Source organism: Lysinibacillus sp. Bpr_S20 (assembly GCF_023337835.1).
GTDB lineage: Bacteria > Bacillota > Bacilli > Bacillales_A > Planococcaceae > Lysinibacillus.
This window is the reverse complement of the sequence record NZ_JALNLQ010000001.1, coordinates 506,474-531,993: the sequence shown is the minus strand read 5'-3', so window position 1 is coordinate 531,993 and position 25,520 is coordinate 506,474. Positions and strand designations below refer to the sequence as shown.

The following is a 25,520-nucleotide window of genomic DNA, read 5'->3' as shown; positions in this document are numbered from 1 at the left end:
TTTTTTTCATTCGCTTTCTTATCATTATTGTAGGCTGTTTTTTTGAAACATAAAATAAGCGTGTGTTTTTATACTTTTAAATTTTTATTGTAAGTAAGAATGTGGGGGATGGATCGAAGCTCTATATTTTTTGAAACACTAAAAGTATGGTCTTTAGTACTAGGAGTTGATTTTACCATATCTATTTCTTATTTCATTTGGCCACGAGGAAAATAGAACGCTTAAGCTAACGAAGCATAGTAACAGCCTTATTGTAAAAAAACAAAGAAAGAGTGATTTCATGATGAAAGTTCAACAAAGATTACCTCTAATTGATATGTTACGGGGTTTTGCTGTATTAGGGACACTTGGCACGAATATTTGGATTTTCGCTTATCTTGGAGATTTATCGTATATCACTACGAGTAATTATTCTGGTTGGTGGTCATTAAACGACTTTTTACGCATGGTCGTCTTATTTTTCGTAAACGGTAAACTCCTTGGGTTATTAACAATCATGTTTGGTGTAGGTCTAGAATTAAAATATCAGCAAGCCTTGCGAAAAGGACATGCATGGCCAGGAATCTATCTTTGGACAATTGTATTTTTGTTTATGGAGGGATTAATCCACTTCACCCTAGTTATGGAATATGATATTTTAATGAGCTATGCTGTGACGGCCATCATTGTTGCCTTTATTGTTAGGTTTGGTGATAAAGCCATTCAACTCGCTTTATACGTTTTCGGTAGTTTCCATGCACTAATGATTCTGCTAATTTTAGTTAGCGCATTGCTGGGTGCCAATGCTTCCTTTGCTAGTTTCGATCCTGTTGTGAATCTTTATGAAAATGGCACCTGGTTTGAGCAAATACAATATCGTGTAACAAATTTTCTTTATTATAGAACGGAAGCTATTTTTATTATCCCAATGAATATCTTTTTATTTTTACTTGGTGTTAAGCTAATGAGAAATGGTGTATTTTCGCAAGATGACAAAGGACGTCAGGCTCGTCAAAAGCTATTTAAACTCGGTATTTTTATTGGCGTACCTTTAAACCTCCTCATCTTTATTCCAGGCGGAGTATTTGATTTACCCGTTCGTTATTTATTCGCGCCAATTCTATCAATTGGCTATATTGGTATTTTAGGTAAAATGATAGAATATAAAAAGCTTGATTGGTTATGGAAGAGGTTTGGCGAGATTGGGAAAATGTCCTTAAGTTGCTATGTACTACAAAATGTTATTTCATCTATTATTTTCTACGGCTGGGGCTTAGGTTTAGGTGGCAAATTGAATAGTATTGAAGTGATCGGTATTTGGCTAACTCTCTCCCTTCTACAACTTTTCATTGCACATATTTGTATCAAGCATTTTCATGTTGGACCAATGGAATGGATTCGGAAACAGGCCATTCAAAGTGTCACACAGAAATAATCGAAAAGGGATGGTGTGAACTATAAAGATTTATCCAAGAGATCAGGCAATACACTATTTAATTATCGATGTTGTATCGCTCGTTTTTTTATTTACCATGGTATTAAGTTCAAATTCACAGTTACCTTTAATGGCTAAAATTATTATCCTTATGTTATTTTTAGTAGCCTTCTATATTGCTTTATGGTCTAGAGATTGGCGTTTACTGTTAGCCTCTTTACTTGGCTTTACACTTATTATCATACTAGGGATTTATGAAGGTTCTGCTATGTTACTTTTTGGATTCACATTTGCCGATTTAATTGGGCGAGCGAAAAAGAAGTGGCATATTGCTTTAGGGATGATAGCCATTGCCCTAATGTTTCTGATCGTTATTTGGTTTGAATCAGGAGCATCTTTCAAATTACAATCCCAAGTATTACTACCTATTATGATTATTCAACTACTATTTCCAATGTTAATTTACTATGTAGAAAAATCAAAAAAACTACAATCGGAATTAACAGTGGTCAATACCCAGCTTGTTCAGCAAGAAGAAAGACAACGTATTGCCAGAGACCTCCACGATACGCTTGGTCATACATTAACAATGATTAAAATAAAAACCGAACTAACAACAAAATTAGTCGATAAAGATACAATGCGTGTGAAAGATGAGCTAAATGATATTTTAGCAACAACACGGACAGCGCTAAAGCAAGTACGAGAATTAGTATCCGATATGAATTTTATTTCGTTGGAAAGTGAACTTATTCATTGTAAACAACATTTACAAACAGCAGATATCTCCATAAAAATCAATAATAACTGTCCAAAGCTCCTACTAGCAAGTGTGGAAGAAACAATGCTGGCTTTATGTCTTCGGGAAGCAACTACGAATATTATGAAACATAGTCAAGCAAAAAAATGCAAAATAGATATCAACTATATAAATGGCATTTTAAAAATAAACATAGTTGACGATGGTGTCGGCTTACATAATCAAGGGCATGGGAACGGATTATCCTCGATGAAAGAAAGAATGAATGCCCTTCTCGGAAATGCTTCAATTGACACTTTACCGACAGGCGGAACGATTGTGACCTTTACACTACCTATCCAACACTATAGAAAGGAGCCAACTACATGATACGAGTATTATTAGCGGAAGATCAACAAATGTTACGTGGCGCTTTAACTTCCTTGTTGTCATTTGAGCCTGATATTAAAGTGATCGCAGAAGTTTCAGATGGTCAAACAGCGTGGGAATGTATTCAACAGGAGCTACCCGATGTTTGTGTATTGGACATCGAAATGCCCCATCTTTCTGGGCTTGAGCTAGCAGAAAAAATTAAACAAGAAAATTTACCGTGCAAGGTGATGATTGTCACTACTTTCGCAAGACCTGGTTATTTACAAAAAGCGATGGATTGTGAGGTACATGGTTATTTATTAAAAGATGAACCAATCGACTATTTAATTGAAACAATTAGAACAGTGATGAATGGTGAAAAGGTCGTCAGCAGAGATTTAGCCGCTACATTGTTTATGAAAGAACAGAATCCGCTAAATGAACGGGAAATTGCTGTTCTACAGCTTGTAAAAGTAGGACTGACAACGAATGAGATTAGTAAAAAACTATTTTTAACGAAAGGTACTATTCGAAACTATTTATCAACTTCTATTCAAAAACTCCATGTTGAGTCTAGGCAACAAGCTGCTCAAGTCGCCAGTGATAAAGGCTGGCTTTAGAACAAGAAAAGCGATACTGTAGTCCTCATTTATAAAGGATGCAGTATCGCTTACTATTTTAATGGACTTCTTTTTTATTTTTAGACACCAAATTGATGACAAACTCTACAAGTAAGACAGCAATTAAAGAAAAGCCAAATAGCGGCATCAGTATTCCTAAAAGAATCATGAAAATGATAAATGGAATGGATACCTTTTGAGAGATTTTAGGTGGTGCCGATAGTATACCTTGTTTCTTTCGCAGTAGCCATGTTCTGAATCCCCAAACAATAACTACTAAAAATGCTAGACATACTAGTAAATTGATTAATTTATTTGGCCAACCAAACAAATGACCTTCATGCAAAGGAATACCCCATGTGAACCATTTGGCAAGAATGCCGTAGTCCTCATAGCCAACTTTGTCAATAAATTTCCCGCTATATTGATCAAAATACATGGTCGTTTCATCATCCGGGCTAACATCAAGACCTGTGACACCTGTGTTACTAGATTTTGCTACTGTATAGACGCCGTCTTCACTAGTAGGATAAATGATTGCGTAAGGTTTTGAAATATTCATTGCATCAATTTCATGTTGTAGCTTTTCCACACTTAGTTGGTTAGGGTTGGCAACATAGCCCATATCTGCTCCCATACCGTGATGAGCTGCATGTCCTGAATCTGACGTTGGAGGAGTTTCTTGACGAGTAGCCCAAGGAATCTCACTTACATCAGATGTAGGTGGCTGTTGCTGCAATAATGGCGTACCGAAAGAAGGATGATCTTGTGAAGCTTGGTAAATATATTTCCCCATAAACGCAGACCATGGTAAGCCTGTGAAAATAATAACAAGCATTGGAATCGTAATCATTGTCCCTACAAGGGCATGAAACTTCCTACTCTTTTGACGTTTGTTTGTCTGCTTTGTTTTCTTTAGTAGTTTTGCTCTAAACGTCATGTAAATGCCTGAAAGCATTAAAAAAATAGCCCAGCAAGCCGCTAATTCAACTAAATAATTAACAAATGTCCCACCAATAAATAAGGAACTATGAGTGTTTCTCATAATATTTGCAAATGTGTAACCAGCATCCTGACCACCAATTATTTGGTTATGATCATCTAAGAACACATATTTCTCTTTGCCATCTGCATTTTTCATTGATAAACGTGTATTATATGGCTCTTCTAACTCAATAATTTTGTTTGTTTTATAGCCCGCATATGATTCTTCTGCAAGTTTTACAGCATCATCAATAGATTGTACCTCGGTTTTTCCACTATCACCAAAAAAGTATTTATCATATAACTGATTTTCAACATTGGTATAAAATAAAAAACCGATACCACTTAATGTTAGCGAAATAAGCAGTGGCGTAATAAATAATGCGGCATAAAAGTGCATTCGCCAAAAGCTTTGATAAAGCGTGTTCTTCATGTTGTATTCTCCAATCTACTATAATCAATTTCGCCTTGGCGTAATTGTAGCTGTCGCTTTTGCTTTCGCTACAGAAAACATTTGTTGCTGTCGCTACAAATAAACAATGCGTCCGGATTTTGAATTGTGCCTGCACAATTCATTCCTTCCAAAATCCGTGACATCCGCCGGAGGCATCATCTTCATTCAGTAGGTGTTTGCTGAATGAAGATAAGCGCAAAATTATTATATAGATAAAAAGTGAAATAAGAATGAAGTCCTAGAGGTTTTTTTATGACAAATATATGTATTCCTATTAAAATAATAAGTTTATTTAAAATAAAAGAGTAGCCAAACACAATCATTTCTAGTTTGCTACTCAATTTTTTCCTATCCTATTTACAAATTTATATTCACGCTATAGCAATGAAGTTATATGGGATTAAACTGCCGTATACGCCCGATTTATCCTATAAGTTCTTTCATTACATTCTTATAAGCTGTTAAAATATCATTTTTATGATTAGCATCCTGTCCTACATACTGTTCAATTAGCTCCCCTAATGTTTGAAAAGTACCTGTATACTGCATTTCCATAATTTCAATTTTTAACAGACTTTCATAATACTCGATTACTTGTAGATTCATGTGTAACACTCCTTCAAATTTTAAGCATAAAAAAACATCTTTCCTTCTGTCGAAAGATGTTTACTATGACAAAAACACGACATAATACGGTGATTGCCATGGCGAATAAAGCTTTCTATTAGAAATAGAAGCTACCTTTTTAGCAAACATCGTACTATGAGCATGCAGGAGAATTTCTCTAGTCACACTCAACACCCCCTATCCTCGTAGGTTTTTTTGGCTGTACTAGATAAAGGCAGGTCTCCTGGCTTATGTTCATCACACCTTTCACCTTCCCATTACAATGTGGTAACAGTGGTCTTTTGAAACGTGCTCCCATTTACAGTTGCGGGACAGCGCCGGATTTGCACCGATCTTCCCTTTTAAACAAATCGAAATTCCGATTTGTACCTCTATCTTATTATTCCGTTTTTATTATTATACCATAGTATCTAGTATAGTTGAGAGCTTCAATCAATTATCCATCATTGCCAAAAACACACTTGTAAATTAAGGAATATTCTGTTATTTTTAAGTTAGTTATCCAACTAACTAATAAGGATGGAGGGAAATTGAATGGCAAAACCAACTGGTATTGAAAAGTCAGATTTATTAACGGCTGCCAAGCAAAGTTTAGTCGAAAAAGGGATTGAAAAGTTCACCTTAAAAGCTGTTGCTGAGCAAGCGGGTGTGACACAAGGCACTATTTATTATCATTTCAAATCAAAAGAGCAAATCATTCTCGAAATTGTCCAAGACATCTGTGAAAATTCTTGGAATGAGCTTTTGTTGACGGATCAAGAAATAATTCAAACTGCACTTCTCTCGGCAAAAAGTCGATATGAAAATGATGCTTTTTATCATAAATTATTTTTCACCTTAATCGTCTTTGGCTTTACTAACCCGATTATAAGACAGCAAATTGGCCAAATTTTAGCAGCTGAAAATGAACATTTATGTAATGTTTTAGGAAAATTATGGCATACTTCTCCCATCGATGGTGTGTCAATGGAAACTTGGAGTATTTTTTTCAATGCCCTTATGGATGGGTTAGCGTTACAAGTAATGATGCGGGACGATTTCGATGTAGATTTATTTTATCAGCAATTAGAAATAATCATTCAGACACTACACCGTCTAGGAAAAAATTAAGGAGGGATAACTATGCCATTCTTTTTATGCTGGGGTTTTGGGATTTGGCTTGCAGCTAGTGCTGTATTTCGATTAGTAGGACATTATTTTTTCACCCTTGAACATCCTTTCCTCATGATAAGTGCTTACATTGTAACTATTCCACTCATTTGGGTAGCTACAATACCTATTTATTCCTTGAAAAAGATAAAGGGTACAGAGCGATTTCTAGCTTCTATCTGTATCGCGTTACCCGGCATGCTCATCGATGCAGTCGTATTATTAATTTTCGACAAAGCTTTTCCGAATTTATCAGCGGATGTAGATCGTTATTTCGCCTCATGGCTTCTATGGGCCTATTCTCTAATACTTCTTACCGGTTTTTTAAAGACTTCATTTTTGAAGAACAATTCTATTTATTCCTCAAATTAAAGGGTTTGGAATGATTATCCTAGAAGTATATATTGAAGATACATTAAGGAGGAGAGAAAATGGTTATAGGTTTACATCACGTTCAAATAACGATTCCAAAAGGTGAAGAGGAAAAAGGAAGACATTTTTACTGTCAAGTATTAGGACTAAAAGAACTAGAAAAGCCTGATTCGCTTAAAGGACGAGGTGGATTTTGGTTACAGGTCGGCAATAAAGAAGTACATGTCGGAACAGAAGATGGTTTTGATAGATTAACGACAAAAGGTCATATTGCCTATCAAGTTGAAAATATAGAACGGTGGAAAAAGATATTAGCCGAACATCATATAGAAATTTTCGATTCCGTTCCTATTCCTCATTTTGAGCGCTTTGAATTTAGAGATCCATTCGGCAATAGAGTGGAGATGATTCAGGAAATTTAAAAGATCATTTAACGAACAGTTGAATAGAAGTTACTGTCTATTCAACTGGTATGTTGTTAAAAAATATAGTGATTGGCGCATAAGACAGACGTTTTATCGCCCAACTTTATTAGAGGTGCTTGACCTTTATTTCCACAAACACTTCACCCAACTGAAACATTTGTAATAAAACTGTAAATTAAAGCGATGAAGCCCTTTATATCAGTTGTTTACAGCGAATCAGCATTCACCGTGGTAACAATTACCTCAAAGAAGCCCTACTTTTTCATGCTACGATTAATTCCAATGGAAAGCCAAAACAGGATTAATCTTAACAATTAGCTTCAGGAGGAACTTTACAACATGAATAAACGATTTTTAACCACAACATTAGCATTGACGATAGGTTTTAGTACAGTGGGAATGGTACAACCAACAATTCAGCCAATAGAAGTAGAAGCTGCAACAACTAATGCTCAAAATAACGCACAAGCTGTTTCTACGAAAGCAGATCAATTAATTCAAACTGGAAAAAGCTTAATTGGTAAGGCGACATACAGTAATACAACATACAAGGCTACATATCCATATAAATTTTCTTGTGCCTCATTTATTATGTATATTTTCGAGAAAAATGGTGTTGACCTTGCGACATATAATGAAAATTATATGATACAACAAGGGACATATGTGGCAAGAAATCAATTACAAAAAGGCGATTTACTTTTCTTTAAGAGTAAAAAAACAGGAACAGATCCTGACCATGTAGGAATGTATATTGGAAACAATCAAATGATACACATGGCTGATTCTAAGCAAAATATTATTATTTCTGATTTAAATAGCAAGCCCTATTATACCAATAATTATGTAGGTGCCCGTAGAGTATTACCTACTTTACTTTCTGCAAATCCTGCAACAAAAGGCGATAAAATTGTTGAAAACGCCTTTAATTATAAAAATAAAGTAACGATTGGTTCTACAAACAATGAAGCAAGTCTTCGCTTTACTGCGTCAGGTTTTGTAGACTTTATCTATCGTAAGAATGGCATTAAACTTGGTACAACCAATTTAAAGGAACAAATGAATGTTGGAACAACGGTTTCTCGTACCAATTTAAAAAAGGGTGATTTAGTATTCTTTAATAGTGTTAAAGGCTCTAAAACGCCTTCACAAGTAGCTATCTATGCAGGAGATCAACGTCTTATCATTCCAAATTCAAATGGTGTTATGACAAGAGTACTACTACTTGACTATTATAAAGAGCATTATATTACAGCTAAACGTGTTTTTTAAGAAAGTTTACTAGAAGCTTCATTTTGAGATGCTCAACAGAATTAATGTTTTAAAAAAAGAAGCTTTCCTTAAGGAAGCTTCTTTTTCTATTATTTATTTTTTAACTGATTGGCAAATTCTATCATAGATTTGCTAGACATTGGACCTTTAATAAGAACAATGGTTTCACTATCGAGCTTATGCTTTAGTACATCTAAAACGCCTATAACATCTTTAAACATATGAACATCTGCCTTAGTGCCTTCCTTCAAAGCTTGGTTCGCAATATTTTCTGCTCTATTGCCAATAGTAATAAGCGTATCAATATTTCTCTTCGCGACCAATGTGCCTATCTCTCGATGGTATTTTTCTTCGAAATTTCCTAATCTCTTAATATCACCTAAAATAAGAATTACTTTCTTCCCTTTTCCTATCGTATCTAAAACCTTTAGTGCCGCTTCAACAGAAGTCGGGTTATTTGTCCAAGTATCATCTACTATAGTACATTCACCGATGCCCGTAGAAAATTCTAAGTGTCTTGCCATCGTTTTGAACGTTTTTAATTGCGAAATTGCAACAGCAATGGAAAGTCCCATTTCCTTCACTGCAGCTATAGCCGCTAATGCATTATATACTTGGTGTTCTCCGTATCCTGGAACAAATAAATTGTATTTGTTATTTGACACTTTTAGTACAAATTTCATGCCGCCTTTTGTGAATTGTATATTCGTAGCTTGATAATCTGCCTTTTCGCTGACGCCAAAGGTAATAATCTTTCCTTTAAATTTGTTTAGGGGGATTTTTTTTATGTTTTCATCATCACCATTAATGATTAACGTGCCATCTTTTCTTATTCCTTCTACAATTTCAGCCTTTGCCTTGATATAACCATCAAGATTATTGCATCCATCTAAATGATGGACACCAATATTCGTAATAATACCAATCGTAGGCTGATAGATCATACATTGGTGTTTAATATTCCCGATATTACCCAACCCTAATTCAAAGATAGCTGCTTTTGTATTCTGATCGATTCCAGTCAAGTACGGTAAGGATTGTCGTGGCTCATTTTTACTGCTAACAGATGCTTGAACATTCCATTCCTTACTAGCTATGTGTTTAATCATTTCTTTCGTTGTCGTTTTACCACATGTTCCGGTCAAAGCAACGACTGGTATTTGAAATAAATTTCTGTAATGCCCCATGAATTTCCAATAGGCATGTAAAATACTCTTGACGCGTATAACGGTCGTATTCTTCAGCGCATTTTTCAATTCCTCTGATGATTTATCAGAAATGACTAGAGATGGTCCCTTTCGATCTATTTCTTGCCAGTTAATTTGATCACTTTTACTAACAAACATAAGTGTATGATGTTGAGTCAGTTCATGTCGGTTATAATAAATTGCATGTTTAACAGACCAGTGTTCAGAACCACTTAATAATTCTCCTTGTAATAATTTTCTTATATCGCTCACACTTATATGTTGCAAGTTGACTACGCCCCCTTTCTATAAAGTATATTTCTGAATAAATGAGTATCATAGTTTTTGCATTTTCTAGCAGTTGACTATAGATATGCTCATTCTAGTAAATGAAGAAAAAAAACATTTATTTAGGTGAAATCTATTCAGAAGAAGATGATTTTTTTATTTTTAAATCATCTGCCAACTTAGAAACTTCTTTACTATACATATCTCCTTTAATGAAAAGAACCGTATTTTCATCTACGATGTCTTCTAACAATTTATAGACGCGCGTACTATTTTTAAAAATATACACTGGTGAACTCATTCCCGCCTCAATGGCATGAAGCGCCATAATGCTTGCATGTTCCCCTATCGTAATAAGCACATCGACCCCAATTTCACTAATTAATTCTCCCGCTTGTTCGTGAATGATATATCCCCAAGACCCTAAATCTGTTATCGTTCCAATAATGGCAATCGTTTTCTTGCCTTCTCCGAGCGCTTTCAAAACCTTTAATCCTGCCTCTAAAGAAGTAGTCGTAATATTCCATGTATCATCTAGTAATATGGAATTATTAATGCCCTTAAAAACCTGAAGCTGCTTATTCAATTTTCGGAATGATGGCAGTTTTTCAGCAGCTAAAGAAATCGGCAAACCCATTTCACAAATAGCTGCAATCGCAGTAAGTGCATTATATACTTGATGCTCACCAAAACCTGGTACATAGATTTCATAGAGTTTCTTCTTGTGATGAACATTGAACAGCATCCCATTTTTGTGGTAGTGAATATTACTTGCTTGAAAATCACAGGATTCATGCTTACCTACTTTAATAATGCGTCCTTGAAACTTCGATAAATCTATTTTACTTGTGTTGATATCATCAGCATTAAGGATTAAGGAACCTGTGGGACTAATAATATCCAGCATTTCACCCTTTGCTCGGATATATCCCTCTAAAGTTTTACAATAATTTAAATGATGCGCTCCTATATTTGTAATAATCCCAATAGTCGGCTTGAAATATTCCCCAGCAAGTTTGATATCCCCCGGTGAACCAACAGCAGTTTCAAAAACGGCTGCGTCGGTATGATCATCAATATTCAGTAAATATTGTAAAGAAGCAGTTCTAGAATTACTACTAAGTGGCGTCGATGCTACATTTTTTTCTGCAGAAAGTATATGTTTGATCATTTCCTTCGTCGTCGATTTACCAGAAGTACCAGTAATGGCTACAACAGGGATATTAAATTGATTGCGATAAAAATTTACAAACTTCCAATATGCCTCATCTGAATCTTTTACTTTAATGATGATTATTTGCTCAGGTAATTCGTTTTGACTGTATAGTCTATCGGTTACAAGCACTATAGGATAAAGTGACTCATAATCTTTCCAGTTCACAATACGCTTATTTGTAAAAAGGGCGGTATTTGGTTTTTTCACTTGCTTTAGTCGATAAGCGCCGTGTTGAATTAACACTTCCCCCGACCCTTGCACTAAATGACCTGCAGTAATGACTGTTAAATTCTGCACCGTAAGAGGCTTCATATTATTTTTCCCTCCTTTCCACTCTAGTATATGTAACTTCTTAAAAGTTGCTTGGATGTATACGAGATACTTAACTAGAGGAAATCTATTTCTTCGCATATATATATAGTTGATTAAGTATCTAAGGAACAATAGAAGGAGTGATATACCTGAAAACAATAATATTTATTGGCACAAACAAATCCGGGTCAAGTCGTGATGCAACAAAAGCAGCAGAAAAATTAGGTTATTATACTGTCCTTTTTACAAACAATAAAAAGCAGTTACAACAGAGAAAAGCCTACCCAGATATTCATAAAATGATTCTTATTGATACTTCGAATATAGAAGACATGAAAGATGAAATTTATAATTTAACTAAAACTGGGTTAGAAATAAAATCTATTGTTAGTTTTGTCGATCCTTTTGTCCATATAGCCTCCATTTTATGTGATGAATTTTGTGACAACTATACATCTTCAACAGCTATTGAAATGATGGAGGATAAAGAAAAAACTAGAAACTTTTTAAAGAATCAGCCTTATTCTCCTAAGTTTTTTCTTCTTAAACCAAATGAGTCCTTCTCTAATAATCCGGAGTTTCCACTTATTGTTAAATCTCCAAAATCAACAGGCTCCAAAGATGTATTGTTAGCAAACAACTCAGACCAATTAAAGAAACACCTGAGCTATCTGAGAAGCAAAAATCCTCGAGAAACAATAATGATTGAAGAATATATCGAAGGTCCACAATATTTAGTAGAAGCACTTATCTATAAACGGCAAGCTAATATCATCGGTATTATTGAACAAGAAATTACTCAAGGTAAACGTTTTATCATTACTGGATATGGTGTTCTCGTTAAAGTTCCAAAAGAAATTCAAGCTGGTCTTGAGGAAGTTCTCAAATCTATTGTTAAAGCGTTTAATATCGAAAATGGTGCGCTGCATTTAGAACTTCGTTTAACAAAGAATGGCTGGAAGCTTATTGAGATTAATCCACGAATCTCAGGGGGAGCAATGAATACTATGCTTCACGCCGCCTTTGGATTTAATCTAGTGGAAGAAACACTTAAATTATTTTTAGGTGAGCGCCCCGATATTAATCCAAAGCATAGAAAGTTTGTCTATACAAAATACGTCATTGTTGAAACTAAAGGGATTTTAGAAAAAGTTATTGGAAGAAATAAAGCAGCTAATTCACCAGGAGTTGTGGATGTATATGTGAAGCCGAAAAGAGGGACATTGCTGACCCCTCCTTTATCGATGGGACATCGTTATGCATATGTAATTGCGGAAGGTGCGACATTAGCTGAAGCTAAAAATAAAGCGATAAATGCCGCGAAAGAAATAAAGTTCATCCTAAAAGTATCCTAGATTTAAAATATAAATGCTGTCCTACAAAAAATATCCCGAATAATTGTCTCCTTTTATAAGGTCAATTACTCGGGCTTTTTTATTTACTCTTTAAAACGTTGATCTAAAAATTTAACCGTTTCAAACATATTCGTTTTACTAGCACCCTTTACTAAAATGGTGTCGTGCGGTTTTATGACTTTCTCTAAGAGAGCATGCAATTTTTCCTTATCGAGGAAATGATAAATTTTAGAAGGATCCATCCCTTTTGCCTTCGCTGCCGCTCCTATTTCCTCCGTTCTGAAACCATAGGTGATGAATAGATCAATGTCTTGCTCATAAATGTATTCACCCAGTTTACGATATTCCTCTTCTCTCAAATTCCCTAATTCTCGCATTTGACCAATAATTGCCACTTTACGTTGCTTCGCAATATTAGTAAGAACATCGATCGCAGCACGTACGCCCTGAGGATGAGAGTGAACGGTATCATCAATGACCGTAATGTCATCACGGCAGTTATAAATGGTTAATCTTCTAGGTGGTTTTTTGAAATTTAACCCCGCTTTAATATCTGTTGGACTAAATCCTAAAAAATCTGCCACCGCAACGGCATTCAGCGCATTGTAAACATGATGTTCTCCCAAAATTGGGATATACATGGCCATTTCCTGGCCTTGTAGCTTAATTTTAAACGTCATACCGATGTCTTTATATTGAATATCATATGCTTTATAGTCTGCTGCGGAATGAATACCTACTGTTATGATTTTTCCTTTAAACTGCTGTGTCTCTAAATATTTTGAATTCTCATCATCCTTATTTAGGATTAATAAACCGTTTTGGTCCATTCCATGGATTAATTCCGATTTTGCCTTGGCAACCCCTTTAATATCTCCGTCAAAGTTGCCCACATGAGCTAAACCGATATTTGTAATAATACTAATATTCGGTTGGATAATGCTACAGTGATTTGTTATGATACCTGGATAAGCCATTCCGTACTCAAGCACAACAGCCTCGTGTGAAGCATTAATTTCTTCTTTATGTTTTTTCGTATGTTCTGTTGTATTCCAATAATCTTTTGACTCAAAGATATTCCATTTTTCTGATAAAACGGAAGCAAGAAAAGCTTTGGATGTCGTTTTTCCAGCGCTACCGGTAATGGCGATAATCGGTAAAGGCTTTTCTTCGACTGTATCCTTATTTACCTGCTGTGGCATAATTTCTCTTTTAATTTCAGTTTTATCCTCGTTGTCCTCTTGCTGTGTAATTTCGCTTTTCACTTCACTTATACCTTTATTTTTCTTTAGTTGCCTAATTTCCCTTTTAATTTGTTTCTGGTTGTTAGCAAGGTACATTGCATACCTGATCGTATTGATCACCACATCTAATTCTAAATAAAAAGCAGGAGGGCAACCTGGTCGCCAGTTTACTTCATACATCCAAATTTTCCTTTGATCATCTAAACCGATATCAATGCCAATTTCATCAATAACTTCTCCAAATTGCAGCATCTGAATTTCATCTAAATGTCGTGCTAGTGACAAGGAAAAATGCTCTAACATCCGACGAATATCATAAGCTTCTTCTTTAAATTCCTGCTCTAAAAAAGGATCTAAATAATTCGTAAAACCACCATTGTTAATATTCGGTATAATCGAGCCATTTGGTGCAATTCGTGGATAAATCGTCGTGATCACCCATTCACCCTCACCATTTTTTTGAACATGAAGACGAAAATCATATATTTGACCTGATTTTGTTTTGGATTGGATATAAGGCTGCACGATATAAGTACCTGTTGAAAGTTGCCCTTTAATTAATTCATCTAACTGTGACTTTGAATAAACAGTAGTTTCCCTATCCTTCTTTACCTCAAAGTTAGTTCTACCTGATTTCGAAATAAAATAAATCCCTTTTCCCTTCCGTCCATCTATCGGTTTAAATACGACTTTTTTATAATAAGCCATAAAATTATGGAGTAAATCAACATTTTCCACAACTTCAGAGGGAATTAAATACTTCTCAAATTCCTTTGCTTCTTTCAGTCTCCTCATAACGTTCCATTTATTCCCTATAGAATACGTTGTAAAAGGTATTTCCTTCTTCAACTTCTCAATAATGTCCTTTGATACCGATAATTTTTCTGGACTCCCTGCATTATATATAACATCTGGGAATGGCATCATTTTTTCATGCCAATCTCCATTTTCATATACCTTACCTCTTATGGAACGTTTATCAAAATCAACGCTTCTTGGTGTAAAGTAAAAAAACTGAGCCCCCTCTGCTTTTGCAACGGCCGCATATGCATATGACTTAATAACTGTTCGAGGATCTAGACGATGATGTAACATTCCGATAATTGTCATTCATTAATCTCTTCCTTTCATAGGATTCTCTCTCTAATAAATTCAATGAAAACAACTTGCACCTAGACAGATGCTCTAATTTTTTTGTTATTTTAGTAGGTTACTATTGCATCACCATTTAGGTTCAATGATAAATTTCCCTTTTAACATGTCAGGCTTTAATAACTGAATCGCAGATATCCCACTTAATTCAATGGATTTTTCTGAGGATGTTCGCTCTAATCGGACAACCTCTGCTATCAAATTCGTATCATGTCCTTCATAATCATAGGCTCGCAAAAGCGACACAGTTCCTCGACAACTTTCTCTATCAATGGCCTCTATGCGAAAAAACTCTGTTTCAAACTGCTTTACAGTATCCATTAACCTTAAATGTGTACCGTTGTGTGTTATTAAAAAAAAGGGAATTGTATCACTTCCCGCTATTTTCACAAGCAGCTGACCAAAATATTTAGAATGAAAATCCTTTATCATATCCTGGAGTGCTTTTATATCATAGAGCGCTTCACATAGAAAATGGTTTTTTTTATGTTCCTTATTCATTTCCCCAGCCCTCCTCATTGAGCGATCCATAAACACAAGTACAAAAGTATTTAACACCTTCTCGCTATAATATGTAGCCATTAGGAATATGACGACTTTTTTCGAAAAGAATCACTATAAAATTGGTTTTTAAATGAATGGGGAGACTAAGTAAAGAGCTATTTCAATTACAGGATTTAAAAAAGCAAACGTCCAAAAATGAACGTTTGCCTATGTAGTCGCATCATGTTGATCTCCCTGATTTAGAAGAATAACACCACCAATAATTAGTGTAATTCCGATTGCTGAATATAGATTAAACATATCTCCCCAGACAACGATTCCAACAATGACCGTTAATGCTGTACCTATACCTGACCAAACGGCGTAAGCAAGACTTAATGGTAGCGTTTTTAAGCATAGGGATAATGAGTAAAACGAAATGCCATATCCGAATGCGACAGCTATCGAGGGGCCAAGTATTGTAAATGCTTCTGAAAACTTAAGCATCGTTGTTGCAAATACTTCACTGACAATGGATAACGCTAAAAATAAATAACCCTTCATTGACAAATTCCTCCTTAATGTCCGCTACCAGCAAGGTTTAATATAATGACACCGACAATAATAAATAAAATACCCATCAGCTTTTTTAGATTGAATAATTCCTTATAAAAGACCACACCAACGATCGCAGTCAGTGCCGTCCCAACTCCTGCCCATATTGCATAGGCTGTACCAATTGCGAGAGATTGCAATGTTAAGGATAGAAAATAAAAAGCTGTTCCATATCCAAGCACTACACCCATTGACGGTAGTATTCGTTTAAAGCCATTTGTAAGTTTTAGCATCGAGCTAGCAAAAACCTCTGAAATAATGGAAATGAATAAAAAACCAAAAGCACTCATGTAGGTTAGTCCTTCCTTGTCATATGCATTAATTGTTCAAAGACACCTTCTGTTTCCTTAGCGGAAATCGGTGCGATATTTAGCAGTTTTGAATAATACAATCCATCAATCGTTAAGCGAATTAGATGAACAACGGAAACGTCCAAGCCATCCTGAAACAATTCCTCTAGTAAACATTCATAAACGGCCGAGATGGATGAGTGGTCATTTTGCAATAGTTGAACCGCAATATTTAAGGATCCCCCATTTGCTAGATCTTTTTGGGAAGCTAAAATAAACGCTCTCGTTAATCTACCTTTCCCTTGCTCAAGACTTGCTTGATGCTCATAAAATTGTACAACATCGTTTAAAATCGTTTCAGCGATTGCTGATTGAAGTGCATCCTTCGTTTTAAAATGATACAATAAACCACCTTTACTAATGTTCGCCCTATCAGCAACTTTATCTAAGGTTAACGTGCTTAAATCATTGTCTTTTAAATACTGAATCGCCGCTTCAATAATATGTAATCGTTTTAAATCTGCTTTTGATGACACACAATTGCCTCCTTACACAATAAAAAAACCGTCCGGACGGTCTTTTTATTGTATAGGTCTTCATTGATAGCGTCAATTATATTAAATATATAAGGCAATCGTTATTTATTTTATCTTTATATATAGCAGACTAAATTCAGTATAATAATATTAGCCCATCACCAATAACTTTGAAAGGAAGGCTATACAATTGGATTCTTTACCTACATACAGAGCGATCTTGCAAATGGACCAGAAAGGAATCTCTCAAACTTCAATTGATTTTTTAGTAAAAAATATTGGAGATGACTTTGAAAAGTTTCGTAAGAAATATAAATTTTTATCGATAACAAAAGGTTTTTTGAGAAGTTATTACTCACTTTTAGAAACGAAATTAAAAGCAGAAATATCATATTTAGAACAAGCTGGTGAGGAGGAACCTTTAAAGAAACTTGAAAGCGATTGGTACTATGCAGATATTATCAATAAACTACCGAATTATTTACTGTTTGAGGATTTCTATCTGTTGAAAGAGCATACCGATCATGAATATTTTGCACTCAGTAACACTAGTGATGAAATTTTTTTAATTGACTATAGCCATTTTGAAAACTTAGAAAGCATCTATGTAAATTCATCAATAGAGGCTTTTTGTCATTCATTGGAGGTCTATAAACGTTTCGTCAATAAAATTGTGAAATACTATAATAATTTTCGAGATAAAGAGGAAATGAAGTTTAGTGATGAAATACTAGCCATCCCTCATCAATTAAGGACTAAATTGCGAAAAATTGACCCTACTATCCTTCCTTTCCATTATTGGGAGAAGAAATGTACTGAATGGGAGGAAAAACTCGTGATGCTAGAATCGTCCCATCGCAAAGGATTAGGGCTAAAAGGATGGTAAATTAAATTAAGCCCTCTCAAATTGTGAGAGGGCTCCTGCCATTTATTTAGGTAAAGTAAACGTTTCTTTTTTACCTTTTGAAGTATCCTTTACATCTTTATCTCGAATAGGACCTAATTCAACTTCAAAGCTTTTATCTTTCCATATTTTCTCATATTGTTCTTGATCTAAAGCAAATACTTGTAATAGCTCGCCAGTTTCGCCAGCTTTAATGACGTCATTATACTTGTAATTTAATAGCATACCCTCGCTTAATGAATATTGCATTCCATCGTTAACTGATAACTTCGAAGTCATCGCAGATAAGCCAATTTCACTTGTCGCTTTATTTTCTAGCTTAAATTTCACTGTTAATAAAGTGACACCGTTCGTGAAATTAGAGAAACGAGGAGCTTCCACCTCATTAGGTGTGAATTGTGTAAACTGGTACCCTTCTAGAATAGCATTTACATCTCCTATTTTCTTACTTTCATTGATGTCGCTTTTTTCTTTCAACATCTTCTTTTCACCCATATTGTCCAATGTTACTTTATCTTGATAAAATGACGAATCACTTGCTACTTTTTTCGAACCATCCTTATTTAAAGCAAGATTAAATCTTCCATCTGAACCGAGCGTAGAGCTATAATTTTCTTTTTCAGTATACGGTTTTGGAACCTCTACCGTTACTGTTCCTAATTCATTGATTTTTGCTAAATCTGTTTCACCGAATGGATAAGCGATATACCCCGTTATCTCTTCACCTGCTTTTAACAAATAATCAGTCTTGTAGCCTAGTTTTGTTGGTAATTGACTTTCTTCCGGAATTAAATCCTTGTCATTCGTATAAATTTTATTTGCACCTGTAAATGTAAGATCTAAACTAGGCATATAATAAACATCTTTATCCATATCATTCTTCACTGTATATTTAGCTAAAATAACACCGCCGTTAGTTTGTTCTCCAAATGGAATATTAAAATCTGTGTGGAAATCCTTTAATTCTACAACGGAATAGGCATCAAGCGAAATTGAGACCTTCTCCATTTTATGTACTTGCGATTCATTATTTTCAAAAAGGACTTTCGTTTTCCCTTGAGTTTCCTTTTCCATATATGAAATTAAAGAAGCAAAGTCTGCTGAACCTTTAATGGATTCTTGATCTTTTTTAGATTCTTCCTTTTCGACTTTATCTTTATCTTTCGCCTGTCCTTTTTCCTCCTGTGTTTTCTTCGGTTCATCGTCTTTTTTTGTTTCATCCGCGCTTTTACCACATCCTCCAAGAATAATTGAAGTTGATAAAATTAGCGAAGACATTAAAAATAAACTCTTTTTCATATTTTCCTCCAAGGTGTATCTTAAAAATTTTTAGCTCAACTCTAAAATCAGAATATAAAGGCAATTTTTTCGAGCTGATATCCATTTTAATCCACATTTAGCTCCGAAACAACTTACCCTGGAAGAAATTGTACTATTGAAGTAATGACCATCCAAATATTGTTTATTGAATAATTCAATCTTATTTTTCAATTTCCATTATTTTTCATTTCCAATCTTTGTTAAGTTATTTTCATAGAATAATAATTAAAATTGAACTAAAAAAAATGTACAGCTATTCGTTGTCAGAAAATAAGTAACATATACCTATGAAAATAGTCGTATGTTAATCTCGTATTTTCACCTTGACGATTTGTAGCTGCGTCACGCGTTCACGGATAAACATAGCGCTATCACATCACCACCCGTTTCAAAATCTGTGATAAAAACGTAACAAAAAAGCTAGATAAAAGATATTCATCTCTTTTCTAGCTATTTGTATCATATTATTTTCGTCTTACAACAATTCTGCCTTTATTAAATATTCGCGTGCCACGTCCTCTATATTTTGACCTTTAACATTTACTTGATAATTCATTTCACGCATCTCATCATCTGTTATTTGATTTGCCAGCTTATTTAAGGCAGTTTTAACCTCAGGATATTTCTCTAATGTCTCTTTTCTTAGTAAAGGAGCGCCTTGATACGGCGGAAATAGTTGCTGATCATCCTCCAAAACTTGTAGATGATATTGTCGGATTTCACTATCTGTTGAATAAGCGTCTAATACATCAATATTTCCTGATTCGATCGCCTGATATCTAAGCTTTGGCTCCATCGTTGATATGTTGGAAAGTATAATACCATAACGCTTTTGAATTCCTAAATAACCATCTTCTCGATCATTAAATTCCAATGTGAAACCGGCTTTGATCGTTTCTTGAATAGGTTTAATGTCAGAGATTGTTTTCAAATGGTAGGTTTCAGCCATTTGCTTTGATACTGCCAGTGCATACGTATTGTTATATTTCATCGGACTAAGCATCACCATGCCAAACTTTTTCTTCATTCCTTCTTTTGCCTGATTATAAACATCTTCCTGATTATTATTGATGGCTTCCTCTTTTAAAAACTCTGAAATTGCCGTTCCAGTAAATTCTGGATATATATCGATGCTACCAGATTTAAGTGCATTGAATACGAATGAGGTCTTACCAAGCCCAGGTTTTAATTGCACCTTTAAGTCTGTTTCATTTTCAATAAGCAATTTATACATATTGATTAGAATTTCAGGCTCAGCGCCAAGCTTCCCTGCAATGACAATTTCTTCTTTCTCTTTGAAGTTTAGTAGCGGGAAGATAATCATTAATACGGCCACAACACTTAGCATACTCAATGCCGTAAACGTGCTTTTAAAGGAAAGTGATTCTAGCTTTTTCAGTAAGAAGTCGAACACCAATGCTAAAAACGCTGCAGGAACAGCACCTAAAATTATAAGAGCTGTATTATTTCGATCAATACCAAGTAAAATGATATCCCCTAATCCTCCCGCCCCGATTAATGCTGCTAAAGTTGCCGTTCCAACGATTAATACCATGGCTGTTCTAATTCCCGCCATAATAACAGGCATAGCAAGAGGCAATTCTACTTTCACTAATCGCTTTCGCGTATTCATCCCCATAGCCATCGCTGCCTCTTTTAAAGACGGATCTACTTCATTTATCCCAGTAAATGTATTACGTAAAATCGGGAGGAGTGCATAAACAACTAAGGCAATAATTGCAGGTACTTTGCCGATGCCAAACAACGGAATCAACAACCCTAATAATGCTAATGAAGGGATTGTTTGTAAAATCGCACTAATACCAATGATACTTTCTGCTATTTTCTTTTTATTTGTTAAATAGATGCCTAGAGGAATAGCAATGACTACTGCAAGGAATAGTGCAATAAAGGAAATTTGAATATGCTCTAATAAAGATGCCAACAGTTGGCCTTTTCGTTCACTAAACACTTCAATAAAATTAGCCATTTTGATTACCTCTTTCTAGGGAATCTTGCGCTAAATACAGAAGCATAGATGCTCTTGTGACAACACCAATTATTTTCCCTTTATCTTCCACAACTAAAAATTCATAAAGAGCTAATTTTTGTAGAATGGTTTGTAAAGAATCTTTGTAAGAAATAGTGTTCTCTTGATTGCTCTGAATAGCCTCATCAGCAATTGGTTCAATTACCGTTTGGATATGGAAATTATTTATCTCATACTCCTTTATCCCAACAAATTCGCGAACAAAAGCATTAACGGGATTTTGTAGGATTTCATGTGGAGTACCAATCTGTACAATCTCTCCATCCTTCATTACACATATTCTATCACCTAATTTTATGGCCTCCTGCATATCGTGCGAAACAAAAACGATTGTTTTTTGTATCGTTTGCTGAAGCTCAAGAAGATCATCTTGTAATTTTGTACGGCTAATCGGATCTAAAGCACTAAAAGGCTCATCCATTAAAATGATTTCGGGATCAGCCGCTAAAGCACGAACAACACCTACCCTTTGTTGCTCACCACCAGAAAGCTCTTTGGGCTTGCGCTGACTATATTTATCCGGTTCAAGTCCAACCATATCTAATAGTTCACGAACTCTTTGCTGGATTTGAGGTTTACCCCATTTCTTCAATTCAGGAACAACAGCTATATTTTCTTCAATCGTCATATGGGGAAAAAGTGCAATTTGTTGAAGAACATAGCCGATATTCCATCGCAACTCATGAATGTTGTAATCGCTAATTCTTTTACCATTAATTCGGATGGTTCCTTCTGTTAAAGGAATTAAACGATTAATCATCTTTAATAATGTTGTTTTTCCACAGCCGCTAGGTCCAATAAGAACAAAAAATTCTCCTTTGTTGATCTCTAAATTAATAGATTTCACTGCGACTTGTTCATTTACATATTTTTTTGTGACATGGTCAAATGCTATCATTGTATAAGCTCCTTTTTTAGAGAGACATCGTATTACTATCATTATTCACCGACTAAATGGTTCTTCGGCAAATCGAGTGGTTGATTTCCGATCCCACTGGGCGCTTTGTTGCTGTCGCTTCGCTTTCGCTACAGAAAACATTTGTTGCTGTCGCTTCGCTTTCGCGCAGATAAAACAGTGTTGCTGTCGCTTCGCTTTCGAACAGAGCAAAGCTTTTCCTACACTACAATCAACTAAACCCTTTACCCGCATTTCTTGATTTTTTGAGAACGTACTATGTATATTAACTTAATGTTTGAATATAGAAATAAACTACTATTTTAACCCTCTTCATTTCATATACGTTAAACATTGTAGGTCTAGAACTATCTCTTTTTTTAGATTCACTATGTTCCTTTTTATTTTTCACTAACTAAAGTCATTTCAAACTTATTTTTTTGTTCTACATCATAACTTTGGTCCTCTTGACGCTCTACTCTATTTGCCTCATAATTTCCATAGAAAATCGTATTCCTTTATTGAATAATAAAACTATTATTCAATAAAGGTCCCTTCAAAATGTATAGCCTCATCAATGTTAATATCTCATTTTTTTGTTTTTTTGAGTAGCTATTGCTATTTTAATGACCTTTTATTTCTAAAAGGTGCTGGTAATTAAGGAACTAAATAAAGGATTTTTCGTTCTATTTATGATGTACTCTATAAAAGTAAACTGACTTTTTTTCTATATAAAACTCTTAATATGAACTTCGTTATGGAAATAAGAAAGGAGGAAGATGTTGTTATACCCAACATCAATCAACAATGAAATACATCATTAATTTTTTTAAAGGCCTTATGATTGCTGTTATTGTTATCTGTATTTCGTTTTTTATGGTGACGCAACTATTCAATACGAATGAGAATGTAGAGCCTGAGAATGTTGTTGAAAATCCTAGTGTAGAAGAGTTCATTGGCTCTATCGCTGAAATTGCTCGGAAGCAAGGTGCCGAAAATGATTTGTACGCATCAATTATCATTGCGCAAGCCGTTTTAGAAAGTGAACATGGACAAAGTGGTCTTGGATCTGCTCCAAATAATAATTTATTTGGTATGAAAGGTAGTTACCAAAATAACTCCGTTACATTGGAAACATCTGAAGATGATGGTTCGGGTAACATGACAAGGGTAATGGCTGAATTTCGCAAATATCCTTCCTATGAAGCTTCCATTCAAGATTATGTGAAATTAATGCGTAATGGGGTTTCATGGAACAAAAATTTCTATGCAGGCGTTTTTAAAAGCAATACGAAGTCCTATACAGATGCTACGAAGTTTTTAACAGGCTCCTATGCAACAGATTCACAATACAACGAAAAACTTAATGCAGTAATAGCAAAGTATGATTTACAACAGTATGACAGCCCCGTCAAAGATAAAAAGACAATTACCGTAGCTGATGGTGACTCTCTTATGCATATTGCAGAGGCTCATAATGTTAAAGTTACGTCCATTAAACAATGGAATCAGCTTCGATCTGATAGAATTGAAGCCGGTCAACAATTAAATATTTATAAATATTAATGAAAAAAATCTCCATGTGCAATTTTGGACATGGAGATTTTATCTTATAAAAGAATAAATTTAAATTAATGTGTATACCTACAGAATAAACTGCCCACAGCGGTAATGGTGGTTGCCAAATCTTTTCGGTATTGCTCATGCTGTTCGTCCAGACTATTAATAGTCACCTCGTTCCCACCAAGCGAAGAATGTACATAAAGGTGATCCCCTATATATAAGGCAATATGTCCTGGGAAGTATAATAAGTCCCCCTTTTGTATGTGCTCTAAAGATATTTCCTTGATTGGAAATCCATCTACGATTTTTGCATCCCGATAAATAGTTACCCCATTTAGCATATAGGCCATTGAACATAAACCCGAGCAATCAATACCTAGCGGCGATTTTCCTCCCCAGCGATAGGGTGTTGCTAAATAGCTAAGCGCTGTTTGGACAACATTTTCTCGTAATTGTTGCTCGGATAAGCTGTTTTCTGGAATCTTTTCTTGTAGCCATTTCTTACGTACATAACCAATCTCCCCCGACACTAATTGCACTGCTGCCCATTCGGGATCTAGCTCGTCAATAGTGATTGAACAGATGATGGAGCCTTTAACGAGCGTCATCATTTTCGCACTCTGAATTCGAGGTTGCTGCAAAACATCAGCGAAGCTTTGGATAATAAAATGATTTGCTTCTTGTCGCCAAGTATCTGTTTTTGTTTTATCAACGATGAAGTTATCTTTTTGACAAAAACCTTCATAGTGATAGGCGGTTTGGATGCGTACCCAGCGCTCATCTATGTCTTCCATGATTTGAACCGTCATTCCGTATAGTACTTCATCCACTAATTCGGAGGCTTCATCCGGCTTTGCATGTAAATTGGCAATCATTGATTTCACAATAGCATTCATTCTATCAACTCCTTCCGCTTCACCAAGCTCTCGTAAACAGTTTTGGAAATACGACCAATTAGCTGCCTTGCAAGATCATTATTCGTAACCTCTGTTACGAAAACGCCAATAAGATAATCCCCCGAGCTGCTGTATACAATCCCTGCATCATGATCTACTGTTTCAAGACCACCTGTTTTATGAGCAATCTTCACATCATCTACTAAATAACGCGTTAATGATTCGTGAATACGTTGACGCCTTAAAATATCTATCGTTAGCTCACTAAATGTTGGTGATAATAAGTCCCTGCGATAAATTCGAGTAAATAGCTGTGCCATATCACTTGCAGTCGTTGTATTATCAAAGCCTTGTGCAAGCCTTTCAACATCCATCATCTTACGTTGAATGGTTGTTTGCACAAGCCCAATTTGACGAAAGTATTGATTGAGTGCATCCATTCCTAGAAAATCGATTAGTACATTTGCTGCTGTATTATCACTCGTAATAATCATCCATACTAAAAGCTCATAGATGGTGCTTTGCTCTAAACGCTGCTCACTAATAATGCTAAAATCAACCCATTCTTCCGGTGCTATGTTAACCTCTTGCTCTAAAGATTGGTTGGTACTTTCTAAATAGTTCAAAACAGCAAGCAATATAGGCACCTTGATTAAGCTAGCACTAGAAAACGTTTCTTCTAGTTTCTCACGAATGAAAAATTGTTCCGTTTTACAATCTTTCACATACATACGCACATGATAGGGAGCTTTTTGAAGAAGCTGTGTGATTGTTTGCCTCATATTT

25 protein-coding genes and 1 riboswitch are annotated in these 25,520 nt (G+C 35.1%); of the genes, 10 read left to right on the top strand and 15 right to left on the bottom strand.

Annotation, left to right across the window (positions count from 1 at the left end):
- The first annotated feature begins 283 nt into the window (after window positions 1–283).
- From MWJ95_RS02565 to MWJ95_RS02555, 3 genes are all read left to right on the top strand, one after another.
- Complete coding sequence (locus tag MWJ95_RS02565; protein ID WP_249072552.1) at window positions 284–1,414, top strand: DUF418 domain-containing protein; 1,131 nt, start codon at window positions 284–286, stop codon at window positions 1,412–1,414.
- 130 nt (window positions 1,415–1,544) lie between these two features.
- Entirely contained in the window at window positions 1,545–2,543 is a 999-nt protein-coding gene (locus MWJ95_RS02560) for a sensor histidine kinase (protein WP_249072070.1), read from the top strand.
- Window positions 2,540–3,145 carry a response regulator transcription factor gene (locus tag MWJ95_RS02555; RefSeq protein WP_249072068.1) on the top strand — a complete coding sequence of 202 codons (606 nt, stop codon included), beginning with the start codon at window positions 2,540–2,542 and terminating at the stop codon, window positions 3,143–3,145. Before MWJ95_RS02560 ends, MWJ95_RS02555 begins: the two co-directional genes overlap by 4 nt.
- Window positions 3,146–3,203: 58 nt before the next feature.
- On the opposite strand, the gene MWJ95_RS02550 is transcribed toward MWJ95_RS02555, so the two are convergent.
- The 3 genes from MWJ95_RS02550 to MWJ95_RS24405 form a co-directional block, all read right to left on the bottom strand.
- The gene (locus tag MWJ95_RS02550) at window positions 3,204–4,562 is read right to left on the bottom strand and encodes a PepSY-associated TM helix domain-containing protein (protein ID WP_249072066.1); all 1,359 of its coding nucleotides are present in this window, start codon (window positions 4,560–4,562) and stop codon (window positions 3,204–3,206) included.
- A gap of 444 nt (window positions 4,563–5,006) precedes the next feature.
- A complete protein-coding gene (locus MWJ95_RS02545) occupies window positions 5,007–5,189 on the bottom strand; it encodes a hypothetical protein (RefSeq protein ID WP_249072064.1) in 183 nt (60 codons plus the stop codon).
- A gap of 63 nt (window positions 5,190–5,252) precedes the next feature.
- Window positions 5,253–5,375, bottom strand: coding sequence for a hypothetical protein (locus MWJ95_RS24405; protein WP_283164562.1), 123 nt, complete (start codon window positions 5,373–5,375; stop codon window positions 5,253–5,255).
- Between the two features lie 31 nt (window positions 5,376–5,406).
- A riboswitch (cobalamin riboswitch) is annotated at window positions 5,407–5,598 on the bottom strand.
- Between the two features lie 146 nt (window positions 5,599–5,744).
- Between MWJ95_RS24405 and MWJ95_RS02540 the strand changes: the two genes are divergently transcribed.
- The 4 genes from MWJ95_RS02540 (at window position 5,745) to MWJ95_RS02525 (ending at window position 8,428) form a co-directional block, all read left to right on the top strand.
- Window positions 5,745–6,320 carry a TetR/AcrR family transcriptional regulator gene (locus MWJ95_RS02540; RefSeq protein WP_249072063.1) on the top strand — a complete coding sequence of 192 codons (576 nt, stop codon included), beginning with the start codon at window positions 5,745–5,747 and terminating at the stop codon, window positions 6,318–6,320.
- Between the two features lie 12 nt (window positions 6,321–6,332).
- On the top strand, window positions 6,333–6,731 hold the full coding sequence (locus MWJ95_RS02535) for a DUF5367 domain-containing protein (protein WP_249072061.1): 399 nt from the start codon (window positions 6,333–6,335) through the stop codon (window positions 6,729–6,731).
- A gap of 59 nt (window positions 6,732–6,790) precedes the next feature.
- Window positions 6,791–7,153 (top strand): VOC family protein, encoded by a 363-nt coding sequence (locus tag MWJ95_RS02530; RefSeq protein ID WP_249072059.1) that lies wholly within the window; start codon window positions 6,791–6,793, stop codon window positions 7,151–7,153.
- A gap of 342 nt (window positions 7,154–7,495) precedes the next feature.
- Complete coding sequence (locus MWJ95_RS02525) at window positions 7,496–8,428, top strand: C40 family peptidase (RefSeq protein ID WP_249072058.1); 933 nt, start codon at window positions 7,496–7,498, stop codon at window positions 8,426–8,428.
- Window positions 8,429–8,517: 89 nt separating this feature from the next.
- Here MWJ95_RS02525 and MWJ95_RS02520 read toward each other — a convergent pair whose 3' ends face one another.
- Complete coding sequence (locus MWJ95_RS02520; RefSeq protein ID WP_249104007.1) at window positions 8,518–9,903, bottom strand: UDP-N-acetylmuramoyl-tripeptide--D-alanyl-D-alanine ligase; 1,386 nt, start codon at window positions 9,901–9,903, stop codon at window positions 8,518–8,520.
- A gap of 133 nt (window positions 9,904–10,036) precedes the next feature.
- Window positions 10,037–11,431, bottom strand: coding sequence for a UDP-N-acetylmuramoyl-tripeptide--D-alanyl-D-alanine ligase (locus tag MWJ95_RS02515; RefSeq protein ID WP_249072054.1), 1,395 nt, complete (start codon window positions 11,429–11,431; stop codon window positions 10,037–10,039).
- Window positions 11,432–11,580: 149 nt separating this feature from the next.
- Here MWJ95_RS02515 and MWJ95_RS02510 point away from each other — a divergent pair, with 149 nt between their 5' ends.
- Entirely contained in the window at window positions 11,581–12,786 is a 1,206-nt protein-coding gene (locus tag MWJ95_RS02510) for an ATP-grasp domain-containing protein (RefSeq protein ID WP_249104514.1), read from the top strand.
- An 83-nt stretch (window positions 12,787–12,869) separates the two neighbouring features.
- Here the strand turns inward: MWJ95_RS02510 and MWJ95_RS02505 are convergent, their stop codons facing one another.
- The 5 genes from MWJ95_RS02505 to MWJ95_RS02485 all read right to left on the bottom strand — a co-directional run bounded on the left by MWJ95_RS02505 (window position 12,870) and on the right by MWJ95_RS02485 (window position 17,106).
- Window positions 12,870–15,140, bottom strand: a complete 2,271-nt coding sequence (locus MWJ95_RS02505; protein ID WP_249104004.1) for a YheC/YheD family protein — start codon at window positions 15,138–15,140, stop codon at window positions 12,870–12,872.
- Window positions 15,141–15,251: 111 nt separating this feature from the next.
- Window positions 15,252–15,683, bottom strand: a complete 432-nt coding sequence (locus tag MWJ95_RS02500; protein ID WP_249072051.1) for a CotY/CotZ family spore coat protein — start codon at window positions 15,681–15,683, stop codon at window positions 15,252–15,254.
- A gap of 210 nt (window positions 15,684–15,893) precedes the next feature.
- Window positions 15,894–16,229 carry a DMT family transporter gene (locus tag MWJ95_RS02495; protein WP_249072048.1) on the bottom strand — a complete coding sequence of 112 codons (336 nt, stop codon included), beginning with the start codon at window positions 16,227–16,229 and terminating at the stop codon, window positions 15,894–15,896.
- A gap of 14 nt (window positions 16,230–16,243) precedes the next feature.
- A complete protein-coding gene (locus MWJ95_RS02490; protein ID WP_249104001.1) occupies window positions 16,244–16,570 on the bottom strand; it encodes a DMT family transporter in 327 nt (108 codons plus the stop codon).
- Window positions 16,571–16,575: 5 nt separating this feature from the next.
- Window positions 16,576–17,106 (bottom strand): TetR/AcrR family transcriptional regulator, encoded by a 531-nt coding sequence (locus MWJ95_RS02485; RefSeq protein ID WP_249072044.1) that lies wholly within the window; start codon window positions 17,104–17,106, stop codon window positions 16,576–16,578.
- Window positions 17,107–17,296: 190 nt separating this feature from the next.
- Here MWJ95_RS02485 and MWJ95_RS02480 point away from each other — a divergent pair, with 190 nt between their 5' ends.
- A complete protein-coding gene (locus tag MWJ95_RS02480) occupies window positions 17,297–17,992 on the top strand; it encodes an SUKH-4 family immunity protein (RefSeq protein WP_249072042.1) in 696 nt (231 codons plus the stop codon).
- Window positions 17,993–18,034: 42 nt separating this feature from the next.
- Here MWJ95_RS02480 and MWJ95_RS02475 read toward each other — a convergent pair whose 3' ends face one another.
- The 3 genes from MWJ95_RS02475 to MWJ95_RS02465 form a co-directional block, all read right to left on the bottom strand.
- Window positions 18,035–19,309, bottom strand: a complete 1,275-nt coding sequence (locus tag MWJ95_RS02475; RefSeq protein WP_249104000.1) for a DUF5068 domain-containing protein — start codon at window positions 19,307–19,309, stop codon at window positions 18,035–18,037.
- Between the two features lie 496 nt (window positions 19,310–19,805).
- Window positions 19,806–21,320, bottom strand: coding sequence for an ABC transporter permease/substrate-binding protein (locus MWJ95_RS02470; RefSeq protein WP_249103997.1), 1,515 nt, complete (start codon window positions 21,318–21,320; stop codon window positions 19,806–19,808).
- Complete coding sequence (locus tag MWJ95_RS02465; RefSeq protein WP_249103994.1) at window positions 21,313–22,278, bottom strand: ABC transporter ATP-binding protein; 966 nt, start codon at window positions 22,276–22,278, stop codon at window positions 21,313–21,315. Before MWJ95_RS02465 ends, MWJ95_RS02470 begins: the two co-directional genes overlap by 8 nt.
- Before the next feature lie 837 nt (window positions 22,279–23,115).
- On the opposite strand from MWJ95_RS02465, the gene MWJ95_RS02460 reads away from it, so the two are divergent.
- On the top strand, window positions 23,116–23,841 hold the full coding sequence (locus MWJ95_RS02460) for a glucosaminidase domain-containing protein (protein ID WP_249072030.1): 726 nt from the start codon (window positions 23,116–23,118) through the stop codon (window positions 23,839–23,841).
- A gap of 65 nt (window positions 23,842–23,906) precedes the next feature.
- Here the strand turns inward: MWJ95_RS02460 and MWJ95_RS02455 are convergent, their stop codons facing one another.
- Window positions 23,907–24,734 carry a C40 family peptidase gene (locus MWJ95_RS02455; protein WP_249103992.1) on the bottom strand — a complete coding sequence of 276 codons (828 nt, stop codon included), beginning with the start codon at window positions 24,732–24,734 and terminating at the stop codon, window positions 23,907–23,909.
- Window positions 24,731–25,516, bottom strand: a complete 786-nt coding sequence (locus MWJ95_RS02450; protein WP_249072027.1) for a serine hydrolase — start codon at window positions 25,514–25,516, stop codon at window positions 24,731–24,733. The genes MWJ95_RS02455 and MWJ95_RS02450 overlap by 4 nt, the downstream gene beginning before the upstream one ends.
- Between the last annotated feature and the right edge of the window lie 4 nt (window positions 25,517–25,520).